Origin of the sequence: Bradyrhizobium sp. NAS96.2 (assembly GCF_001908235.1) — a bacterium.
GTDB lineage: Bacteria > Pseudomonadota > Alphaproteobacteria > Rhizobiales > Xanthobacteraceae > Bradyrhizobium.
On sequence record NZ_LGHK01000148.1, the window covers coordinates 17901 to 37977 of the forward strand.

At 65.2% G+C, this 20077-nt stretch carries 15 protein-coding genes, 1 tRNA gene and 2 riboswitches; of the genes, 4 read left to right on the forward strand and 12 right to left on the reverse strand.

Going from position 1 to position 20077, the window contains the following annotated elements; genetic code table 11:
* The first annotated feature begins 51 nt into the window (after window positions 1-51).
* Window positions 52-2097 (forward strand): methyl-accepting chemotaxis protein, encoded by a 2046-nt coding sequence (locus AC628_RS28480; RefSeq protein WP_074130097.1) that lies wholly within the window; start codon window positions 52-54, stop codon window positions 2095-2097.
* Here AC628_RS28480 and AC628_RS28485 read toward each other — a convergent pair whose 3' ends face one another.
* The 10 genes from AC628_RS28485 to AC628_RS28530 all read right to left on the reverse strand — a co-directional run bounded on the left by AC628_RS28485 (window position 2098) and on the right by AC628_RS28530 (window position 14670).
* Window positions 2098-2775 carry an alpha/beta hydrolase gene (locus AC628_RS28485; protein WP_074130098.1) on the reverse strand — a complete coding sequence of 226 codons (678 nt, stop codon included), beginning with the start codon at window positions 2773-2775 and terminating at the stop codon, window positions 2098-2100.
* Complete coding sequence (locus AC628_RS28490) at window positions 2772-3662, reverse strand: crotonase/enoyl-CoA hydratase family protein (RefSeq protein WP_074130099.1); 891 nt, start codon at window positions 3660-3662, stop codon at window positions 2772-2774. The genes AC628_RS28485 and AC628_RS28490 overlap by 4 nt, the downstream gene beginning before the upstream one ends.
* Before the next feature lie 136 nt (window positions 3663-3798).
* Window positions 3799-5217: an amidase gene (locus AC628_RS28495; protein WP_074130100.1), complete on the reverse strand. Its 1419-nt coding sequence runs from the start codon at window positions 5215-5217 to the stop codon at window positions 3799-3801.
* Window positions 5210-6382 (reverse strand): M20 aminoacylase family protein, encoded by a 1173-nt coding sequence (locus AC628_RS28500; protein ID WP_074130101.1) that lies wholly within the window; start codon window positions 6380-6382, stop codon window positions 5210-5212. The genes AC628_RS28495 and AC628_RS28500 overlap by 8 nt, the downstream gene beginning before the upstream one ends.
* A 6-nt stretch (window positions 6383-6388) precedes the next feature.
* A complete protein-coding gene (locus AC628_RS28505; RefSeq protein WP_074130102.1) occupies window positions 6389-7909 on the reverse strand; it encodes a M81 family metallopeptidase in 1521 nt (506 codons plus the stop codon).
* Between the two features lie 230 nt (window positions 7910-8139).
* Entirely contained in the window at window positions 8140-9804 is a 1665-nt protein-coding gene (locus AC628_RS28510) for an ABC transporter ATP-binding protein (RefSeq protein WP_074130103.1), read from the reverse strand.
* Window positions 9801-10688, reverse strand: coding sequence for an ABC transporter permease (locus AC628_RS28515; RefSeq protein ID WP_074130104.1), 888 nt, complete (start codon window positions 10686-10688; stop codon window positions 9801-9803). The genes AC628_RS28510 and AC628_RS28515 overlap by 4 nt, the downstream gene beginning before the upstream one ends.
* A gap of 3 nt (window positions 10689-10691) precedes the next feature.
* Window positions 10692-11633: an ABC transporter permease gene (locus AC628_RS28520; protein ID WP_074130105.1), complete on the reverse strand. Its 942-nt coding sequence runs from the start codon at window positions 11631-11633 to the stop codon at window positions 10692-10694.
* A 159-nt stretch (window positions 11634-11792) separates the two neighbouring features.
* A complete protein-coding gene (locus tag AC628_RS28525; protein ID WP_074130106.1) occupies window positions 11793-13154 on the reverse strand; it encodes a D-amino acid dehydrogenase in 1362 nt (453 codons plus the stop codon).
* 69 nt (window positions 13155-13223) lie between these two features.
* Window positions 13224-13339: riboswitch (glycine riboswitch) on the reverse strand.
* A gap of 3 nt (window positions 13340-13342) precedes the next feature.
* Window positions 13343-13448: riboswitch (glycine riboswitch) on the reverse strand.
* Between the two features lie 91 nt (window positions 13449-13539).
* Window positions 13540-14670: a M20/M25/M40 family metallo-hydrolase gene (locus AC628_RS28530; RefSeq protein WP_074130107.1), complete on the reverse strand. Its 1131-nt coding sequence runs from the start codon at window positions 14668-14670 to the stop codon at window positions 13540-13542.
* A gap of 265 nt (window positions 14671-14935) precedes the next feature.
* Here AC628_RS28530 and AC628_RS28535 point away from each other — a divergent pair, with 265 nt between their 5' ends.
* Window positions 14936-16555, forward strand: a complete 1620-nt coding sequence (locus AC628_RS28535; protein ID WP_074130108.1) for an ABC transporter substrate-binding protein — start codon at window positions 14936-14938, stop codon at window positions 16553-16555.
* Between the two features lie 145 nt (window positions 16556-16700).
* Here AC628_RS28535 and AC628_RS28540 read toward each other — a convergent pair whose 3' ends face one another.
* Complete coding sequence (locus AC628_RS28540; RefSeq protein ID WP_074130109.1) at window positions 16701-17021, reverse strand: hypothetical protein; 321 nt, start codon at window positions 17019-17021, stop codon at window positions 16701-16703.
* Between the two features lie 373 nt (window positions 17022-17394).
* On the opposite strand from AC628_RS28540, the gene AC628_RS28545 reads away from it, so the two are divergent.
* Window positions 17395-19305: a phospholipase D-like domain-containing protein gene (locus AC628_RS28545; protein ID WP_074130110.1), complete on the forward strand. Its 1911-nt coding sequence runs from the start codon at window positions 17395-17397 to the stop codon at window positions 19303-19305.
* A gap of 70 nt (window positions 19306-19375) precedes the next feature.
* On the opposite strand, the gene AC628_RS28550 is transcribed toward AC628_RS28545, so the two are convergent.
* Window positions 19376-19462: transfer RNA gene (locus tag AC628_RS28550), tRNA-Leu, on the reverse strand.
* Between the two features lie 223 nt (window positions 19463-19685).
* Here AC628_RS28550 and AC628_RS28555 point away from each other — a divergent pair.
* A partial coding sequence (locus AC628_RS28555) for a twin-arginine translocation pathway signal (RefSeq protein ID WP_074130114.1) occupies window positions 19686-20077 on the forward strand: 392 nt, incomplete at its 3' end.

Genomic DNA, 20077 nt, shown 5'->3' on the forward strand with positions numbered 1-20077 from the left:
AGGGCTTTTTTACCAATCGAATGTAGGCATGATCCAACCGGGGGTTGAGTCATGTTGAAGAACACCAGGATACTTTATCGCATTGCTTTCTCCGCCTTGCTGCCGCTGATCGCATTTGCGGCGCTGGCAATCTACGACATCTCGGCGAAGTGGTCGGTTCGGTCTGACATCGCCCGGATGCAGCCGATCGCCGAGGGCGTCGGCAAGCTCAGCCGACTGGTGCACGAGCTGCAGCGCGAGCGCGGCCTGTCGTCGGCCTATCTCGGCAGCAAGGGCGCGCAGATGCGAACCGAGCTTGCCGAGCAGCGTAAGCGCACCGACGCGGAGCGGTCGGTCGCAGCATCGGTGCTCGCAGAGCTGAAGGCGCCGGGAGCCGGTGGCCTGGCCGCGGTCGCGCAGGCGGCCCAGGACGGTCTCGGTCAGCTCGACCAGCGCCGCACCGACATCGATGGCCTTGCGGTCGCGCCGCCGGCAGCCATCGGCTACCTCACCGATACGATCGGCCGGCTGATCACGGTCATCACCGGCATTGCCAAGCTCAGCAGCGATGACGATATCTCGAAATCCATCGCCGCCTACGCCGATCTGATCGAAGGCAAGGAGCGCGCCGGGCAGGAGCGCGCGACCGTTGCCGGCGGTATTGCGGCGGGCCGTTTCGAGCCGCAGCTCTATGTTCGCGCGGTTGGCCTTGCGGCTGCGCAGGAGAGCTTCTTCAGCGCGTTCCGGGCGGCCGCGTCGCGGGAGGCGCGTGAGCTGTTCACCCGAACGATGTCGGGTAGCGCCATCGACACGTTCAACGCCATGCGCAAAACGGTCGAGCAGGGCGGGCTCACAGGCGACTTCAAGTCGCTCGACAGCAAATCGTGGTTCGACGCCGCCACCGTCCGCATCGACATGCTCAAGACGGTCGAGGACGGCCTTGCTGCCGAATTGTCGCGGCTGATGGCCGACAAGAGGGCGGAGGCGACCGTGAGCCTCGCCGTCGTCGCCGGAATGATGCTGCTGGCGCTGCTCGCGGGATTGCTCGCCATATTGGCGATGGCGCGCAGCATCACGCTGCCGATCCATGCGCTCGCCTCTGACATGACCGGGCTGGCGGAAGGGCGCCTCGATCTCCGGGTCGGCGCCACCGATCGCGGCGACGAGATCGGCGTGATGGCGCGGGCAGTGCAGTTCTTCAAGGAAAGCATGATCCGCTCCACCGAGCTCGCCGCTAGGGATAGCGAGGCCGTCAACCAGCGTGCGGCCCGCGTGGCGCGCGTCGGCGACCTCACCAACCAGTTCCACGACGATATCGGCGCGGTCATCGATGCCGTGATATCGGCGTCGGCACAACTCGAGGCGACGGCTGCGCAGATGAGCAAGAGCGCCGGCAAGACCAGCGAACAGGCCGCGAATGTCGCGGGCGCCACGCAGGCGGCGTCGAGCAACATGCAGACCGTCGCCGCCGCGACCGAGGAGTTGTCTGGCTCGGTCGGTGAGATCGGCCGGCAGGTGACGCAGTCGGCGCAAATCGCGCAGCGCGCGGCGGCCGACGGGCGGCGCACCAACGAGACGGTGCAGGGGCTCTCCGCCGCCGCGGAGAAGATCGGCGACGTCGTCAAGCTGATCAGCGAGATCGCGAGCCAGACCAATCTGCTGGCGCTCAATGCCACGATCGAGGCGGCGCGCGCCGGTGACGCCGGCCGCGGCTTCGCCGTGGTTGCCGCCGAGGTCAAGACGCTTGCGGAGCAGACCGCCAAGGCGACCGACGATATCCGGGCGCAGATCGGCGCGATCCAGGCGACGTCAGGCGATGTCGTCACCGCGATCCGTGGCATGACCGTCACGATCGACGAGATCAACGAGATCGCCTCGTCGATCGCCAGCGCCGTCGAGCAGCAGGGCGCGGCGACCCAGGAGATCGCGCGCAACGTTCAGCATGCGGCCAAGGGAACCGGCGATATCTCGGCCAATATCGGTGCGGTCACCGGGGCGGCGGAGGAATCCGGGGCAGCCGCCAGCGAGGTGCTCGGCGCTTCGGAAGAGCTGTCGCGCCAGTCGGAACGCATGCGCAGCCAGGTCGAAAGCTTCATCGGCAGCATCAAGGCTGCGTGATCAGCGCATCCTTGCGAACTGCCCATCGCGCAGGAAGGCGATCGTCTGCGCGATCGCCTCCCTGTTGCGCACCAGCCAGGGATGCGAGGTGGGGATCACGATGTGATCGGCCATGCCGTCGAGCCTGGTGTTGGCGACCGACACCCTCCCGTCATGCGGCCGCGGCAGGGCCATCGAGGTGATCGGATAGACCGAGCGGTTGCCGGCGATGATGCCGGCTTCATAATCGATTGTGGGCAGCAACGCACTGGTCGCGGCATCGCGGCGGGTGACGAGCTGCTGGCCGGCCGGGCCGAAGTAGGCACGATAGGCGGCGAGGTTCTTCAGCCGATCGGCAATCTCGCTACCGCCGTTCGGCGTGCCCAGCATCACGACGCGGCCGAGCCGCGCCGGGCGATGTCGCGCGAGGTACACGCGGGCCAGCAGGCCGCCCATCGAATGGCAGACGAAATGCACGGAGCCAATGAGGCCCTGCGCGAAGTGATCGAGCGAGGGGTGGATGTCTTCGGCCAGCGCGTCGAGGGGCTTGCGCCGGCTGTCATAGTCGAGATTAAGCGTGGCAAAGCCGGCATCGCCGAGCGCCAGCTCCATCCTGCGAAACGAGCGCGCCGTCCTGCTGATGCCATGCAGCAGGACGACGCCGTCAGGTGTGGACGCCGCTTGACGCCGTTCGTTCACTTATAGTCGCGCTCTTGCCACCACGGGAAATAGTCGGGCATGTCGGACGAGACCTTGTTCTTGAATTGCGCCGGGCGCTTCTCCAGGAACGACACCACGCCTTCCTTGACGTCCTCGGAGCGGCCGCGGGCATAGATGCCGCGGCTGTCGACCTTGTGCGCCTCCATCGGATCGTCGGCGCCCATCATGCGCCACATCATCTGGCGGATCAGCGCCACCGACACCGGCGCGGTCTTGGCGGCGAATTCCTTCGCGAGCGCGCGCGCGGTCGGCAGCAAATCGTCCGGCGGCACCACCTTGCTGACGAGCCGGCCGGCGAGCGCTTCCTGCGCCGGGAACACGCGGCCCGAGTAGCACCACTCCAGCGCCTGCGAGATGCCGACGATGCGCGGCAGGAACCAGCTCGAGGCGGCCTCCGGCACGATGCCGCGTTGGGAGAACACGAAGCCGAAGCGCGCGGCTTCCGACGCGATGCGGATATCCATCGCCAGCTGCATGGTGACGCCGATGCCGACCGCCGGACCGTTCACCGCGGCGATGACAGGCTTCAGACACTTGAAGATGCGCAGCGTCACCTGGCCGCCGCCGTCGCGCACCTGCGGATCGCTGTAGTCGACGCTGCCGTCGGCATTGCGCTTGACCGGGCCGCGCCGCGCATCGCGGTCGAAGGTGTTGGCGCCGGAGGAGAGATCGGCGCCGGCGCAGAAGCCGCGGCCTTCGCCGGTCACGATGATCGCCCTGACGTCGTCGTCCTTGTCGGCCTTGTCGAACGCGTCGATCAGCTCCTGCTGCATCGTCGCGTTGAAGGCGTTGAGCTTGTCGGGCCGGTTCAGCGTGATGGTCAGGATCTGCTCGGCGACCTCGTACTTGATCGTCTCATACGCCATGGGGATGATTTCCTCTCGGTTTTCTTGAATGAACGGCGCTGGCGCGCGTCTCCATTCAGTTAACCCGGTAATCATCCCTTGTGAAGAAGTCGGATGCGCAGGCTGAGCCCCGCGCATCCCCACTTGCGCTGAGGCGCTACTTCTTCGGCGGCGTGGGCCACGGCTTTTGCGGGCCGCGCAGGCCTTCGAACGCCTTGCCCATGCCGAGCACGCCGATGTCGTCGAAGCGGCGGCCGATGATCTGGACGCCGATCGGAAAACCCTTCTTGTCGTAGCCGCCGTTGATCGACAGCGCCGGGTTCTCCGACATATTCCACGGCACGGTAAAGCAGATGTGCTCGAACGGCTTCGCCGGGTCGTTGAGCGGTGCTGCGAACTCCGCGGGGAAGTTCACGACCGGCGACACCGGCGAGATCACGTAGTCGACCTCGCAGAACAGCTTTGCGGCGGCGGCGCGGATCGCCATCGTCTGGTTGAAGCCGCGCACCACGTCGACACCGGAGAGTTTTGCGCCGGCCTCGGCCCAGTCGAGGATGTAGGGCAGCGTCTTGCCGCGATCGGCCGCAGACAATTTCGACAGCTCGTCCCAGGTTCGCGCACGCCAGAAATTGTCGAGCCCTTCGAGCATGTCAGGCGTGAGGATGCCGTCGATCTCGGTGATCACAGCGCCGGCGGACTCGAATGCCTTCGCTGCCTTGACGACGATTTCGCGAACGTCCTTCTCGACCTTCTGGCCGGATCCGGCATCGAGCATCAGCCCGATGCGCAACTTGCGCGGCGACTTCTCCAGCGCCTTCCAGTTCACCTCGAGCGCCGGCAGGCTCATGCCGTCGCGGCGATCGGGGCGCGACAGCACGCTCATCATCAGCGCGGCGTCGTCGACGGTGCGGGTCATCGGTCCCGCGACGCGGCCGACATAAGGCGGGTCGATCGGCACGCGGCCGAGGCTCGGCTTCAGCGCGACGAGGCCGCACCAGGAGGCCGGCAGCCGCACCGAGCCGCCGATATCGGTGCCGAGATGCAGCGGGCCGTAGCCGGCAGCACCGGCCGCGCCCGCGCCGGAGCTCGAGCCGCCGGGGTTCTTGCTGACATCCCAGGGATTGCGGGTGAGGGGATGGAACGATGATAGCCCCGACGACAGCATGCCGTAATCCGGCATCGTGGTCTTGGAGAAGATCACGCAGCCGGCTTCGCGCAGCCGCGCGGCAGGCGGCGCATCCTTTTCCGCCGGCGCGAGCTTGACGCTCATCGTGCCCAGCGGCACCGGCTGTCCCTTGGTCGCGACGTTGTCCTTGATGGTGACGGGCACGCCGTCGAGCGTGCCGGCCGGCTCGGCCTGCTGCCAGCGCTCGGTCGAGGCCTTGGCGACCTTGCGCGCCCCTTCGGGGTCGTACAGGTACAGCGCCTTGATATGCGGCTCCCAGGTCGCGACCTGGGAGATGATTTCCTCGAGCACTTCGGACGGCGAGAACTGCTTGGCACGATAGCCGGCGAGCAAATCGACGGCCGAGAGATCGTGCAGCGACGTGATGGCGTCCCCTTTCGGCTTATGCATGCGCACCTGCCGGCATGCGTTTCTCGATGATGCGAGCGAACATGCTGGCGCCGATCGGCAGGATCTTGTCGTCGAGAACGTAACCGGGATTGTGCACGGGCACTGAACCGTCATGACCGACCCAGAAATACGCACCGGGAACGGCCTGCATCATGTCTGCGAAATCCTCGCTGCCCATCTTGGGCGTCGAGCGGGTGATTACCTTGGCCGGATCGACCACGGTGCGCGCGACTTCCTCGACCACGCGGGACTGCTCTTCCTGATTGACCAGCACGCTGAAGCCGTCGCGGATCTCAACCGAGATTTCGGCGTCATACGCGGCGGCGAAGCCGGCGCAAATCTCGCGCATGCGCTTGCGGATCAGCCCGCGGATTTCCTCGGAGAAGCAGCGCACCGTGCCGCACATCCAGGCATCCCCGGGAATGACGTTGTAGGCCGAACCGGAATGGATCTGGGTGATCGACAGCACCGCTGCCTCCAGCGGATCGACGTTGCGGCTGACGATCGACTGCAGCGCCTGTCCGAGCGTCATTGCGATCACCACCGCGTCCTTGGAACGTTCCGGCATCGCGCCATGGGCGCCATAGCCCTGGATCCTGATGTCGAAGAAGTCGGCCGCGGCCATCGCCGGGCCCGGCAGGATCGCGATCTCGCCATGGTTGAGGTCGGGCGCGTTGTGCAGGCCGTAGACCTCGTCGCAGGGGAACTGCTTGAACAGGCCGTCCTTGATCATGGCGCGGGCGCCGCCGAGGCCTTCCTCGGCGGGCTGGAAGATGAAATGCACGGTGCCGTCGAAATTGCGGGTCTCGGCAAGATAGCGCGCCGAGCCGAGCAGCATCGTGGTGTGGCCGTCATGGCCGCAGCCGTGGAAGCGGCCGGGGATGATCGAACGCCACTTCAGATTGGTGTTCTCCTCCATCGGCAGCGCGTCCATGTCGGCGCGCAGGCCGATCTTCCTGGTGCCGTTGCCCTTGCCCTTGAGCACGCCGACCACGCCGGTGCCGCCGAGGCCGCGATGCACCTCGATGCCCCAGCTCGTCAGCTTCTCGGCGACGATGCCTGAGGTGCGGACCTCCTCGAAGCCGATCTCGGGATGCGCATGCAGATCCCGTCTGATGGCGGTGAGTTCGTCGGCAAAACTGTCGATGCGCTCAATGGTCGGCATGGCTCTCTATCCGTTTGTGCGTGATGGGGAGGTGGGTGTGAAAGTGGGGCCGTTAGGCTTGATACGAATGCCCGGCCGCAAATGTTTCCACGGCAGCGTGGCGGTGTCGGCCGGCATTGCGCCGGGCGCGGCGCAGATCAGTAGTTTCTCGGCGATCGGTTCGAAATCGGCGCGGAAATGCACCGAGCTCTTGTTGACCAGGATCTTCTGCGCGGTCGGCTCGATGCCGACATAGCGGTACATCGACTGGTCGGCAAGCTGGGCCTTGTAGGAGCCGACGACGACGCGGACGTCGCCGACCCGCAGGCAGGCCGAAGGGCCGATATCCATGTCGCGGCCGCCGAAATAGGGGCCGGGCGCCACGAACTTGCCGTCCGACAGTTTCTCGACGACGAAAGTCTCCCGGTAGGGCGCGTCGCCGGGAATGCCGGACTTGCCGCCGAGCTCGAGCGTGACTGATGCCCCGACCCCCGCCGCATGCGCGGTCTTCGCCGATTGCGGGTCGTAGATCACGCCCGTTGCGGCGCTCGCTCGGTTGCGCACCAGCGCGCGCAGCATGCCGGTCGTGTCGGAATCGCCGCCGGCGCCGGGATTGTCCTGGGTGTCGGCGATGATGATCGGCTTGCTCGCCGACTTCGCCAGTTCCATCGCCAGCTGCACGCCTTCATCGGGCGAATAGATCCGGCCGTCGAAATCGTCCTCATGGCTCTCGACCAGGGCCACGACCTTGTCGGCGGCCGCATCGGCATCGGCCTGCGTCCGGCCATAGGCGAACACGCTCGGTCCGCAATCCCTGAAATCGGCCGCCGGGAAGCCCGGCGCAAACGACAGTGTCGGCACCGCGTCGCTCTCCAGCGCCGCGAGCTTTTGATAGATGTCCTTGGTGGGCTGGTCGTTGGTGCATTGCCAGCTGATCGGGATCAGGAATGGCAATTGCCGGAATGCCTTTGCGAACCGCTGCCCGGACTTGAGCAGCAGCGCCAGATGCTGCGCGCAGGCCCGGCCGGTGTCGGCCATGTCGACATGCGGGTAGGTGCGGTAGGCGATCAGCGCATCGGCATGTTCGATCATCTTGGGCGAGACGTTGGCGTGCAGATCGAGGCTCACCACCAGCGGCAGGTCCGGGCCGATAGCCTTGCGCACGCGGGCGAGGGTTTCGCCTTCACCGTCATCATGATGCTCGGTGACCATGGCGCCGTGCAGGTCGAGATAGACGGCGTCGATCGGCCCGGCCGCGACAATGCCGTCGACCATTTCCGTGACGATCCGCTCGAATGCATCCTTGCTGACATGCGCCGACGGGCTCGCCGCGGCGAAGATCGTCGGCACCAGCTCCCAGCCATTGGCTTCCGCGGCCTCGACGAAGCCGGCGAGGCCGACATTGATCTTGCGCATGACCTTGAGCACGTCGGCGCCATGCGTCATCGACGGCCAGCCGCCGCCGTGCACGAAGTCGTCATAGGTTGCCTTCGTCGGCGCGAAGGTGTTGGTCTCGTGCAGGAAGCCGCCAACGGCAATGCGGGTCATCAAGGTCTCGACAGGTTTCTTCGATGATGAAGCGATTTGGAAGCAATCGCATCATCCGTCATCTGAGCTTGAGCATGATCGTTCGAAAGCCGGTTCGCCTCTTCCGGATCGCGCTCTGGCGCGCGACGTTAAGCGTGTCGTCGCGCCAAGCGCAAGTCGGCGAGCACTGCCGGAATTGCATGCCCTATGGGCGTATTGAAAGGCCCACAGTTCAGGCTAAGGCTAAAGACCTAAGCCGTTGCCACAATGCCTTCCGAAACCGGGCGGAAGTTGGCGAAGTCCCAGCCGCGCCCCGGCGCAGCCTCGAGCAGCGCACGGGTATAGGCCTGTTGCGGATTGGTCAGCACCTCGGCGGCCGGTCCCTGTTCCACGACCCGTCCACGCTGCATCACAGCGACGTCGTCGCAGATTTGTGCGGCGACGCGCAAATCATGCGTGATGAACAACAGCGCGATGCCGAGCCGGCGCTGGATTTCGTCGAGCAGATCCAGAACCTGCGCCTGCACCGAGACGTCGAGCGCGGATACCGCTTCATCCGCCACCAGCACGTCGGGATCGAGCGCCAGCGCGCGCGCGATCGCGATGCGCTGGCGCTGGCCGCCGGAGAACTGGTGCGGATAGCGCGAGATCGCATCGGGCGGCAAATGGACGAGCTCGAGCAGCTCGCGGGCCCGCGCCAGCGCGTCCTTGCGCGGCATGCCGTAATTGATCGGACCCTCCGCGATGCTCTCGCCGACGGTGACGCGCGGATTGAGCGAGCGATAGGGGTCCTGGAAGATGATCTGGATCTTCTGGCGATGCGGCTGCAACAGCCGGCGCGACAGGTCGGAGATCTCGCGGCCGGCGAGCCGCACCCCGCCCGAGGTCGGATCGATCAGGCGGACGATGCAGCGCGCCACCGTCGATTTGCCGGAGCCGCTTTCGCCGACGATGCCGAGCGTGCGGCCCTTGCGCAAGGTGAGGGTGACGTTGCTGGCGGCAGCGACCTCGCGGGCTTTGCCGTACAGCGATCGTTCCCGATAGATCTTGCTGAGCTCGTTGGCCTCGAGCACCACCGGCTCGGTCGTATCCGGGCGTGGCGCGCGCGGCACGAGGCTCGGCACGGCGGACAACAGGTTGCGGGTGTATTCCATCTTCGGCGTGCGCAGCACGTCCTGCAGCGGACCGGCTTCGACCAGACGGCCGTGCCGCATCACCGCGACGCGGTCGGCGATCTCGGCCACCACGCCCATATCGTGGGTGATGAACAGAACAGCCGTGCCGTGATCGCGTTGCAGGTCGCGGATCAGCGTCAGGATCTGCTTCTGGGTGGTGACGTCGAGCGCCGTGGTCGGCTCGTCCGCGATCAGGAGCTTCGGTTCCAGCACCAGTGCCATCGCGATCATGATGCGCTGGCGCTGTCCGCCGGAGAGGCGGTGAGGGTAGGAGGAGAAGATGCGCTCCACGTCCGGCAGTCGCACATGCTCCATCATCGCCAGGATCTTCCGGCGCCGCGCGCGGGAGTCGAGATCTGTATGGGCGCGCAGCACCTCGTCGATCTGGCCGCCGACCGGCACCACCGGATTGAGCGCGGTCATCGGCTCCTGGAAGATCATCGCCATCCGCGTCGCGCGCAATTGCCGCAGCCGCCGGTCGCTGGCGGTGAGCAGTTCCTCGCCGACCAGTTTGATGCTGCCGCCCGACGGCACCAGCGTGCCCTTCTGCAGCAGGCCCATCGTGGTCAGGGAGGTCACCGACTTGCCCGAGCCGCTTTCGCCGACCAGGCACAGCGTCTCGCCTTCGTGCACTTGCAGCGACAGGTCGTCGATGATGCGATGCGCATCCGCCTTGCGGCCGAGGCCGACGACGAGGTTGTTGATGTCGAGGACGACGTTGGAAGAGTTCGTTGTGGTCACTTGCCCTCACGCTGCTTCATGCGGGGATCGAGCGCGTCGCGGGCGGCGTCGCCGATCAGATTGATGCTGAGAATGGCGATCGAGAGCAGCAGGCCCGGCCAGAAGATCAGCGACGGCTTGACCTGGAAATAGGCGCGGCCCTCGGCCATGATGTTGCCCCAGGTCGGCGTCTCCGGCGAGATGCCGGCGCCGAGGAACGACAGGATCGCCTCGGTCAGGATCGCGGATGCGCAAACATAGGTGCCTTGCACGATCAGCGGCGCGATCGTGTTCGGCATCAAATGCCGCCACATGATTTTGGGCAGGCTCGAGCCGAGCGAGATCGCGGCCTCGACATAAGGCTCCTCGCGTGCGGTCAGCACCACCGAGCGCACCAGCCGCGCCACGCGCGGGATCTCGGGGATGGTGATCGCGACCATCACGGTCCAGATGCTGGCGCCCGACAGCGACACCACGGCGATCGCGAGCAGGATGGCGGGGATCGCCATCAGGCCGTCCATCACGCGCATCATCACCGCATCGACCCAGCGGAAGAAGCCGGCGACGATGCCGATCAGGAGCCCGACGCCGATCGAGCAGACGGCGGCGCCGAGCCCGATCACCAGCGAGATCCGCGCGCCGTAGATGATGCGCGACAGCAGGTCGCGTCCATAGGCGTCGGTGCCGAGCAAATATTGCGCGCTCGACGGCTTCAGCCGCTGCGCCGGCGTCAGCAAGAGTGGATCATGGGGCGCAAGGAGCGGCGCGAAGATCGCCATCAGGATGATGAGGACGAGGCAGATCGTCGCAACCGCGATGATCGGCGTCGAGGTGAGGAAGCCGAACTTGACGCGGAACGGCCGGGTGACGGGGATAGTGGATTCGGGAAGGGTTTCGATCGCCATTGCTCAGTACCGGATACGAGGATCGAGCAGGGTGTAGGCGAGGTCGATCAACAGATTGACCGCGACATAGATACCCGACGTCAAAAGGATCATGGCCTGGATCACCGGATAGTCGCGCGCCAGCACCGCATCGACGGTGAGGCGGCCGATGCCGGGCAGGTTGAACACGCTCTCGGTGACGACGACGCCGGAGATCAACAGCGCGAAGCCGGAGCCGATCACGGTGATGACCGGCACCGCGGCGTTCCGCAGCGCATGGCGCAGCAGCACGCCGGCCTCGCCGATGCCTTTGGCGCGCGCGGTGCGCACGTAGTCCTCACCCAGCACATCGAGCATCGAGGCCCGCGTCATGCGCGCGATCAGCGCGACATAGATGAAGGAGAGGGTGCAGGTCGGCAGGATGAGGCGCTCGAAGAACGGACCGAAGCCGGCCGAGATGCTCTTGAAGCCCTGCACCGGCACCCAGCGCAGGTCGATCGCGAACACCTGGATCAGCACATAGCCGATCACGAACACCGGCACCGAGAAGCCGAGCACGGACAGCCCCATCACGAAGCGGTCGATCCAGGTGCCGTGCTTCCACGCCGCGATCACGCCGAGCGGCACCGCGACCAGGATCGAGAGGATGATGGTGGCCAGCGCGACCGAGATCGACGGCTCGAGGCGCGGGCCGATCATCTCGAGGATCGGCTTGTTCGAGATCAGGGAGACGCCGAGGTCGCCGTGCAGCAGCTTGGCGACCCAGGTGTAGAACTGGATGTAGATCGGCTCGTTGAGACCGAGCGAGGTGCGGATGCGATCGAGCTGTTCGGGCGTCGCATTGTCACCGGCGAGAATGGCGGCCGGGTCGCCCGGCGTCAGCCGCAGCAACAGGAACACGAACAGAGCCACCACGCCCATCACGGGAATGGCGGCGAGGATGCGGCGAAGCAGATATCCGAGCAAATTGGATCCGTTGGGTTGTGGTCGATGAAGTCCCCAGCGGGACCGTTGCACACCAGACCGTAGCACAGATGGTAGCGGACACACTGGAGAACTTCAGCAAGTCCCATGCCATCGGTGCTGCGGTTTTTGCGGTGCAGCTAGTCGGTCCTGTTGGCGCGATCATTCCTCCGATGACGTTCGAAGCAGTCCACCGGAAGGTGGATTGATTTCGGCTTTGCGAGAATGAGCGGATACATCGTCGAGCCCGGCACCAAGCGCCGGCGCCATCGGCGGCGTCTCGAGGTCGCGCCAGTCATCGATTGCCTGGGCAATCATTTGCGCCGTGGCCGCCGACAGCGTCCAGCCGAGATGACCGTGCCCGGTGTTGTAGAACACGCCTGGAATCCGCCCGGCGCGAACCACCGGCATCATGTTCGGCATCATCGGGCGCAGACCCGCCCACGGCAGGACTTTCGACGTATCGATGCCGGGGAAATGATGCCGCACCCAATCCACCAGCGGCTGGATGCGGTCGGCCCTGATATCGCGATTGAAGCCGTTGAACTCGGCGGTGCCGGCGACGCGGAAGCGGTCGGCGCCGAGCCGGCTGGTCACGATCTTCGCGGCTTCATCGAGCAGGCTGACGGTCGGCGCGGCCTCCCGGCTTTGCGGCGCATCGAGCTGCACCGTGATCGAATAGCCCTTCACCGGATAGACGTTGACGCGATCGTTGAGCAGGCCTGCGAAGTGGCGGCTCGCGACGCCGGCGCAGATGACGATGCCGTCGGCCTGCAACTCGTGCCGTGGCGCGAGGCCGGCGTCATGCGAAGCGACGTCGTTCCAGCCGATGCGGAAGCCGCCGTCGCTACGCGCGATCGTGTCGACGTCGGCTTCATGGATGAAAGCCGCGCCGCGACGGATGCAGGCCTCGGCGAGGCCGCGCGTGAACTTGTGGATATCGCCGGTCGCGTCCGACGGCGTGAAGAAGCCGCCGTAGCAGGCCGTCTGCAGCGCGGGTTCGATGCTGTGGATTTCGTCCGCCGTCACCGGCCGGCGGTCGAGCCCGCCTTGTTGCAGCAGCGTGTTGACGCGCAGGCCGGCCTCGAAGCCGGCCTTGTCGTGATAGACGTGCAGGATGCCGCGGCGCTCGAGATCGAAGGCGATGTTCTCGCGCTGCGCGATCGAGAACAGATGCTTGCGCGCTTCGATTGCGAGTTTTGTGGTCTCGATGGTGTTGGCGCGATAGCGGGCGATGCCGCCGACGAATTCGCCGATCCAGGAATATTTGTGCCAGCTCGGCTTCGGGTTCATCAGAAGCGGCGCGTCGCTTCTGAGCATCCAGCGCAGCCCCTTGAGAATGGTCGCGGCGCTGTTCCACACCTCCGCATTGCTGGCGGAAAGCTGTCCGCCGTTGGCGAACGAGGTTTCCATCGCGGCGTAGCGATGCCTGTCGAGGACAGTCACGCGGTAGCCGCGTTCGAGCAGGGCATAGGCCGTCGTCACGCCGGTGATGCCGGCGCCAATGATCGCAATGTGTGGCATGATGGTCTTCAGGCTCCCGTGTTGTTAGAGTCGCCGAACCACCGGTGAAACCGGTCGTTTCGACGCCCCATCTGTCACGGTACCTGAGAGCTTGATCCGCACCGGGCCTGCGCCCGGAAGCGAACTATCCCCTTCGGTGGACGTCACGGCCCTCGATGAGTGGTCGTGTCCGTCTCTCTCCAGATCGTCCTGACGATACAGTCCTTTTGCCTGAGAGTTTCCGGGGCGGTTGCTCCGTCGGCGCCGAGGCAACAACACGAATGTTGTTGCTTCGATCTCTCCCGCGTCGTCGCGTTGGACGGCCGGACCGTAGGCGAAGCCTCAAAAATGGACAAGGCTAAATTTCGATCCGGCAGTGCCAACGTGTTGTGCAGTGCAATCGACGTCAGTCGAGTGTCGCCAGCAGTGCCGCCATCAGGCGGCCGCGCTCGGCGAGGCTGTCGACTTCAATGTGTTCGTTGAGCGTATGCGCATCCGCGCCGCGAACGCCGAGGCCGTCGAGGGTAGGGATCCCCATCGCGCCGGTGAAGTTGCCGTCCGATCCGCCGCCGGCGCTGCCGTGCGGCAGATCGAGGCCCATCGCCGCTGCGAGGCCTTTTGCCTTTTCATACAGCGCCATGGTGCCGGCATCCGGCTCCCATACCGGGCGGGTGACGCCGCGCGTCACCTTGAAGCTGACGTCGTTGGCGGTTCCGGACAGCGCCAGCATGCGCTCGACGCCGCGATCGAGATCGGCCTGGCGCTTGGCCATGCTGAGCGCTTCGCCGGTGCAGGTCGTTGCGACGCAATTGACCCATTGGCCGCCATGCACGATGCCGACCGAGAAGGTGCAGTCCTCGGTGGTCATGCCGTCGATGGCAATGATCTGCCGGGCCATTTCCCGGATCGCGGAGCGGCCGGACGACAGCGTCGCGCCGGCATGGCTCGGCTTGCCGGTTGCTTCCAGGTTGAAGCGCGCGATCGCGTAGCGGCCGGTGACGACGCCGTTGTTCGGCCGGCCGGGCTCCGGCACCAGCACGTATTTGTTGCGCGCGGCTTCCGCCTCGATGATGTCGCGCGTCGACGGCGTGCCGACCTCTTCATCGGGCGTGAACAGCACGGTGATCGGCAGCGGCGTCGTGAAGGCGGCGCGGGCCAATTGCCGGATCGCCTCGATCGACAGGTAGTTGCCGCCCTTCATGTCGAAGATGCCGGGCCCGAAGCACTTGTTGCCGTCGCGCCGCCATTGCAGCTTCTCGATGGTGCCGACCGGGTGCACGGTGTCGAGGTGGCCGGCGATCAGGATGCCGGGTTGGCCTTGTTTCGGATGAGGAAAACGGGCGCGGACGCAGCCGGCAAAGCCCTGGCGTCCCGCGATGCGTTCGATCGTCGCACCCATGATCGCCATCTCGCGCGCGGCGAGATCGAGCATGCGCTCGACCGCGCGCGCATCCCAGGTCGGGCTTTCGCATTCCACCCAGCTGCGCAGGCCCTGCAGCATCGCTTCGGAATCAAAGGGGAGATTGGCTGGGTTCATCGTTTTTCTCTCTTGTTGTTCTGACGGCGCCGGCATCGCGCGGTGCTCACGAAAATCTCAGTCGACGATTTTGTAAAGCCAAAATCGCGCGTGCGGCCTCATTCGTTTGTGTACGTCCGATCCCGCCCGAAACCGATTGACGCGCTTTGCGCTTGGTGCAAGTCTCGATTTCACAAGCCATACAGCATGTTAGTTCGCCTAAATAACGAACCGCATGCATAACGAATAAGCCGGCTTTGACCAGTTACACGTCAGGAGAGATTGCATGTACCCTATCTCGCGTTGGAAGCGCCGCACGCTCGCGGCGGCGTTGGCGGCGATCGCGCTGTCATTCGCGCCGCAGGAATTGTCCTTTGCGCCGCAGGCCATGGCCGCGGGCAAGACCATCACCGCGGTGATGCACTCGGATCTGCGCGTCATCGATCCTATCCTGACCACCGCCTACATCACCCGCGATCATGGCTACATGATCTATGACACGCTGCTGGCGACGGATGCCAACTTCAAGATCCAGCCGCAGATGGCCGACTGGAAGGTGTCGGACGACAAGCTGACCTACACCTTCACGCTGCGCGACGGCTTGAAGTGGCATGACGGCACGCCGGTCACCGCGGAAGACTGCGTTGCCTCGCTGCAGCGCTGGGGCAAGGTCGACGGCATGGGCCAGAAGCTGATGGACTTCGTCGCGAGCCTGGAGGCGACCGACGCCAAGACCATCACGCTGAAGCTGAAGGAGCCCTACGGCCTCGTGCTGGAATCGATCGGCAAGCCGTCGTCGCGCGTGCCGTTCATGATGCCGAAGCGTCTTGCCGAGACGCCGCCGGACAAGCCGATCCCGGAACAGATCGGCTCCGGGCCGTTCAAATTCGTGCAGGCGGAATTCCAGCCGGGCGTGAAGGCGGTCTACGAGAAGAACAAGGACTACGTGCCGCGCAAGGAGCCGGCGAGCTGGACCGCAGGCGGCAAGGTCGTCAAGGTCGACCGCGTCGAGTGGATCACGATGGCTGATGCGCAGACCGCGGTGAATGCGCTGCAGTCCGGCGACATCGACTTCATGGAGCAGCTTCCATACGACATGTTGCCGGTGCTGGAGGCCAATTCGGATCTCAAGATCGAGGTGCTGAACAAGTTCGGCTTCCAAACCCTCGGACGCATGAACTTCCTCTATCCGCCGTTCGACAATCCGAAGGTGCGCCGCGCCGCGTTCCTGGCGATCAACCAGAAGGACGTGCTCGATGCGCTGGTCGGCAACGCCAAGTACCAGACGATCTGCGGTGCCTTCTTTGTCTGCGGCACACCGCTGGAGACCGAGGTCGGCGCCGAGACCTTGGTGAAGGGCAACGGCATGGCGGAGGCCAAGAAGGCACTCGCCGCGTCCGGCTATGACGGCACACCAGTCGTGATCATGGCTCCCGGCGACGTCACTACGCTCAAGGCGCAACCGGTCGTCGCGGCGCAGCAGCTGCGCGATGCCGGTTTCAAGGTCGACTTGCAGGCCACCGACTGGCAGACCGTGGTGACCCGCCGCGCCAGCCAGAAGTCGCCGAAGGAAGGCGGCTGGAACATGTTCTTCACCAACTGGGTTGCGGCCGACGTCTCCGATCCCATCGTCAACGCGTCGATCACTGGACGCGGCAAGAATGGCGGCTGGTTCGGCTGGGCCGAGGACCCGAAGATCGAGGAGCTGCGTGACAAGTTTGCGCGTGCTGGCTCGGCCGATGAAAAGAAGAAGCTCGCCACCGAGATCCAGACCGAGGCCTATGATCAGGTCATCTACATTCCGCTCGGCCAGTTCCAGGTCCCGAGCGGCTGGCGCAAGTCGCTGTCGGGTGTGCTCGACGGTCCCGCGACCCCGATCTTCTGGAATGTCGACAAGTCGGAGTAGGCGCGGCTTGATGCAGAACGGAATGGCCGGGGCTCCCCGGCCATTTTCGTTTCGCCGCTGCGCGTCAGGTGTGGCTGTCGCGGCGGGTCATGCGCCGCTTGGGGCATGACGACATCGAGCACTGATCGGACCGAACCGGCGGCCGCTAAGGCGTGTGGCCTGACTTCGCGCTGCCCGCGCTCGACAGGCTCGTGAGCTGCGTCTGTCCGGCGCTGCCGCCGTTGATCCAGACCGCCGCGCCGGCGGCAAGTGCCAGCACGACGCACGACACGATCGCGCCGCGGATCCATCGTTGGTAGATCGCGCGCTCGTCAGGCGGGGCGTCGAGGAATCTCTGCGCATTGAGCCCGTTGTTGCAATGGGCCGCGTCGTCGCCGTGCTCGAGGATGGAAGCGCCAGGATCGGGCGCAGTGTTGCCAACAATCTGATTGCGACCGGCAATCCGATTGCGATCCGCAATCGTCATCGCCTAGCTCCAAAGAAATTGAACTCGGAATGCGAGCGCCGCAAAATCTGCGGCCGGAATTTTCCAACGCCTCGGCAATACCACAGTCGGCGATCGCGGCGTGTGAACCGCGCCACAGCCGGAAGACACGATGAGGTGATGCGAGCAGGCCGTGAGCGCCCTGGCATGCCAATGGGCACGCATAAGGCTTGATGCCGGTCGCGCCGCGCCGATTTGCGCGGCAAGTTGTCGTCTATTTCACAATCTACCTTGGGTTACCGAGGTATCGTCCTACGGCCGGATCGGCGCCGTCCGAAGACGCACGCTCCAGCGGTGCGCGGACGGCGTGCATTGTTTCGCACCTGTGGATTCACCGAGCCTCGGGGAGATTATCATGACCATCAATGTCAAGGCCTATGCGAATGCCGATGATGTCCTGATCGCCTGGCAGCCGGACACCTGGCCGAACGACTGGGTCGGGTTCCAGCTCGAGCGGCGCAACAACATCACGCAGCAGACCACCGTGCTGTCCAACCGCATCCCGCCGAAGCCCGGCGAGAAGCCGGTGGCGGACGCCGGCATCTCCTCGACCCAATCGCCGTTCCGGCGCTGCATCTGGACCGATCACAGCGTCGTCGACACCGACAACGTCTCGTACCGCGTCACCGCGATGAAGAACGGCGCGAACGGGACCTTCACGCCGGATCCTGCCTCGGTGACGGCATGGACAGCGCCGGTGGTCGCTTCGGGCGATGCGGGCGGCGGCCTGTCGGCCTATTTCAACCGGGGCACCCTGATGTCCCAGATCGTCAGCCGCTTCGTGCATGGCGATACGTCCGACGACGCGCTGCGCAATTTCGTCAAGGGGCTTTCCGATCCGGCCAACCAGGCGCGGCGCTACCTTTCCGGCGACGCCCTGCACGAGATCCTGGCCTTTCTGCACGATGCCGACCTGCGCGGCAGCCAGGTGCATGCCGCCATCTACGAGATGAATGACGAGGAGCTGGTCGGCGCGCTGAAGCCGTTCGGCAGCCGCGGCAACGTCCTGCTCGGCAACGGCAGCGCGACCAAACCGAACATCGCGGGCGAACTCAGTGGCGCCGGCTTGACGGTCAAGCATCGCGATCTGTCGAATGCGGGCAGGTCGTCGCCCAGCGTCCACAACAAGTTCGTGGTCGAGAGCGACGCGCATGGCAACGCCATCCGCGTGCTGACCGGCAGCACGAACTGGACCACCACCGGGCTGTGCACGCAGCTCAACAATGTGCTGATCATCGAGAATGCGGCGATCGCCAAGCGCTTCCTCGACCAGTGGGGCAAGCTGGTCGCCGCCGGCAACGCCATGCCGGCCGCCCTGAAGGCGTCGAATTCCACTCCGACCAGCGACAGCGACATCTCGGTCTATTTCGCGGCGAGCAATGGCGAGGCGGAGTTCAAGCCGGTGCTGGACCTGATCAAGAACGCCAAGGACGGCGCGCTCTTCCTGATGTTCATGCCGGGGCAATCGCCGCTGCTGAGCGCGCTGCTCGACCGCGCACAGCAGAACGACGTGTACGTCCGCGGCGTGGTGTCGACGATGATGGCCAGCAAGAACGGCAACATCGTTTCGGTCGGCGGTCAGGTCGTGAAATCAGGCGCACCGGCGCAATCCTTCCATGACGACGTCCAGTTGCCGCATGGCGTCAACGCCACGAACGAGCCGTCATGGGCCGATGTCGAGTTCAGCGTCTCGCAGATCCGCAACGCGGGGATGATCGCGATCGTGCACTCCAAGACCATCGTGATCGATCCGTTCTCGGACAATTGTGCCGTCATCACCGGATCGCACAATTTCTCCGTCGCCGCCTCGGAGAAGAACGACGAGAATCTCGTGATCATCCGCGGCAACAAGAAGCTCGCGCAGGCCTATGCGCTGCACATCAACGGCGTCTACGACCACTATTCCTGGCGCGGCTATCTCGGCAGCGGCGGCAATGCGGATCAGATCTATTCGCTCGACGGCTGGAAGCCCGGCGGCGGCAAGGAGCAGGAGCTGGACTTCTGGATGGAGGAGCCGGTGCCGCCACGTCCGACACGCGCAGGCGGCGGCGGGGGCGCGGCGCAACAGGTCAGCTCAGCTGGCGGGACTGCAAAGAAGAAGGCCGTCAAGAAGGCCCCCAAGAAAGTCGCCGCCGCCAAGCGAACCGCCAAGGCGTCAGTCAAGAAGTCGGCCAAGAAATCTGCGAAGAAGGCCAAGGCCAAGAAGCCGGCAAAGGCAACGAAGGCCAAGGCCAAAAAAGCGAAGGCCAGGAAATCGAAGCGGTAGCGCCGCGCACGACGCACGGCGCATCCCCGCAACGATCATCGGCCTGCCGGCAGGCGACAGGTCAGATGGTTGGTGCGGGCGGTGGGACTCGAACCCACATGACGTTGCCGTCGAGGGATTTTAAGTCCCTTGCGTCTACCAGTTCCGCCACGTCCGCATTACGCCAGGCGCGCCGATTTCTAGCGCGTTTGGTCGCGGAGTGGAATTGTCATTATCCGCTGCTAACAGGTGCGCTTTCAAAGGCTTATGCTGTGCCTGCAATTCCATTTGCCTCGGCGGCCGAGCATTGGGATAAGCAGCGCGCCGCCGCGATTGAGCCTCAATCCGGACACCGGCGGCTGCTTTAGGCAATCTCAACACTGTCCGATTAAGAAAGCCGAATGTCTGCTCGTCTCCCAGGCCGCCCGAATCTGTTGCGCGCGGCAGTTCTCGTTGCGCTGCTCGGCTCGGCCGCCGGCGTTTCCGGCTGCGCGCAGATCGGCGACAGCGTGCCGTCGGCCTTCGCCGATCCCGCCAAATACGACCTGTATGATTGCAAGCAGCTCGAGACCGAGCGCAAGAGCCTCGCGTCACGCGCGACGGAACAGGAAAGGCTGATGGCCAAGGCGGAAACCGGCGTCGGCGGTACCGTGGTCTCCGAGATGGTGTATCGCAACGAATTGATCTCGATCCACTCCCAGCAGCGGCTGGCGGATCAGGCGTGGCGAGCCAACAAGTGCCACGAGAGCCCGCCGGACAGCCCCGCGGCTGCCGTACCCGCGGCGCCCGCGCC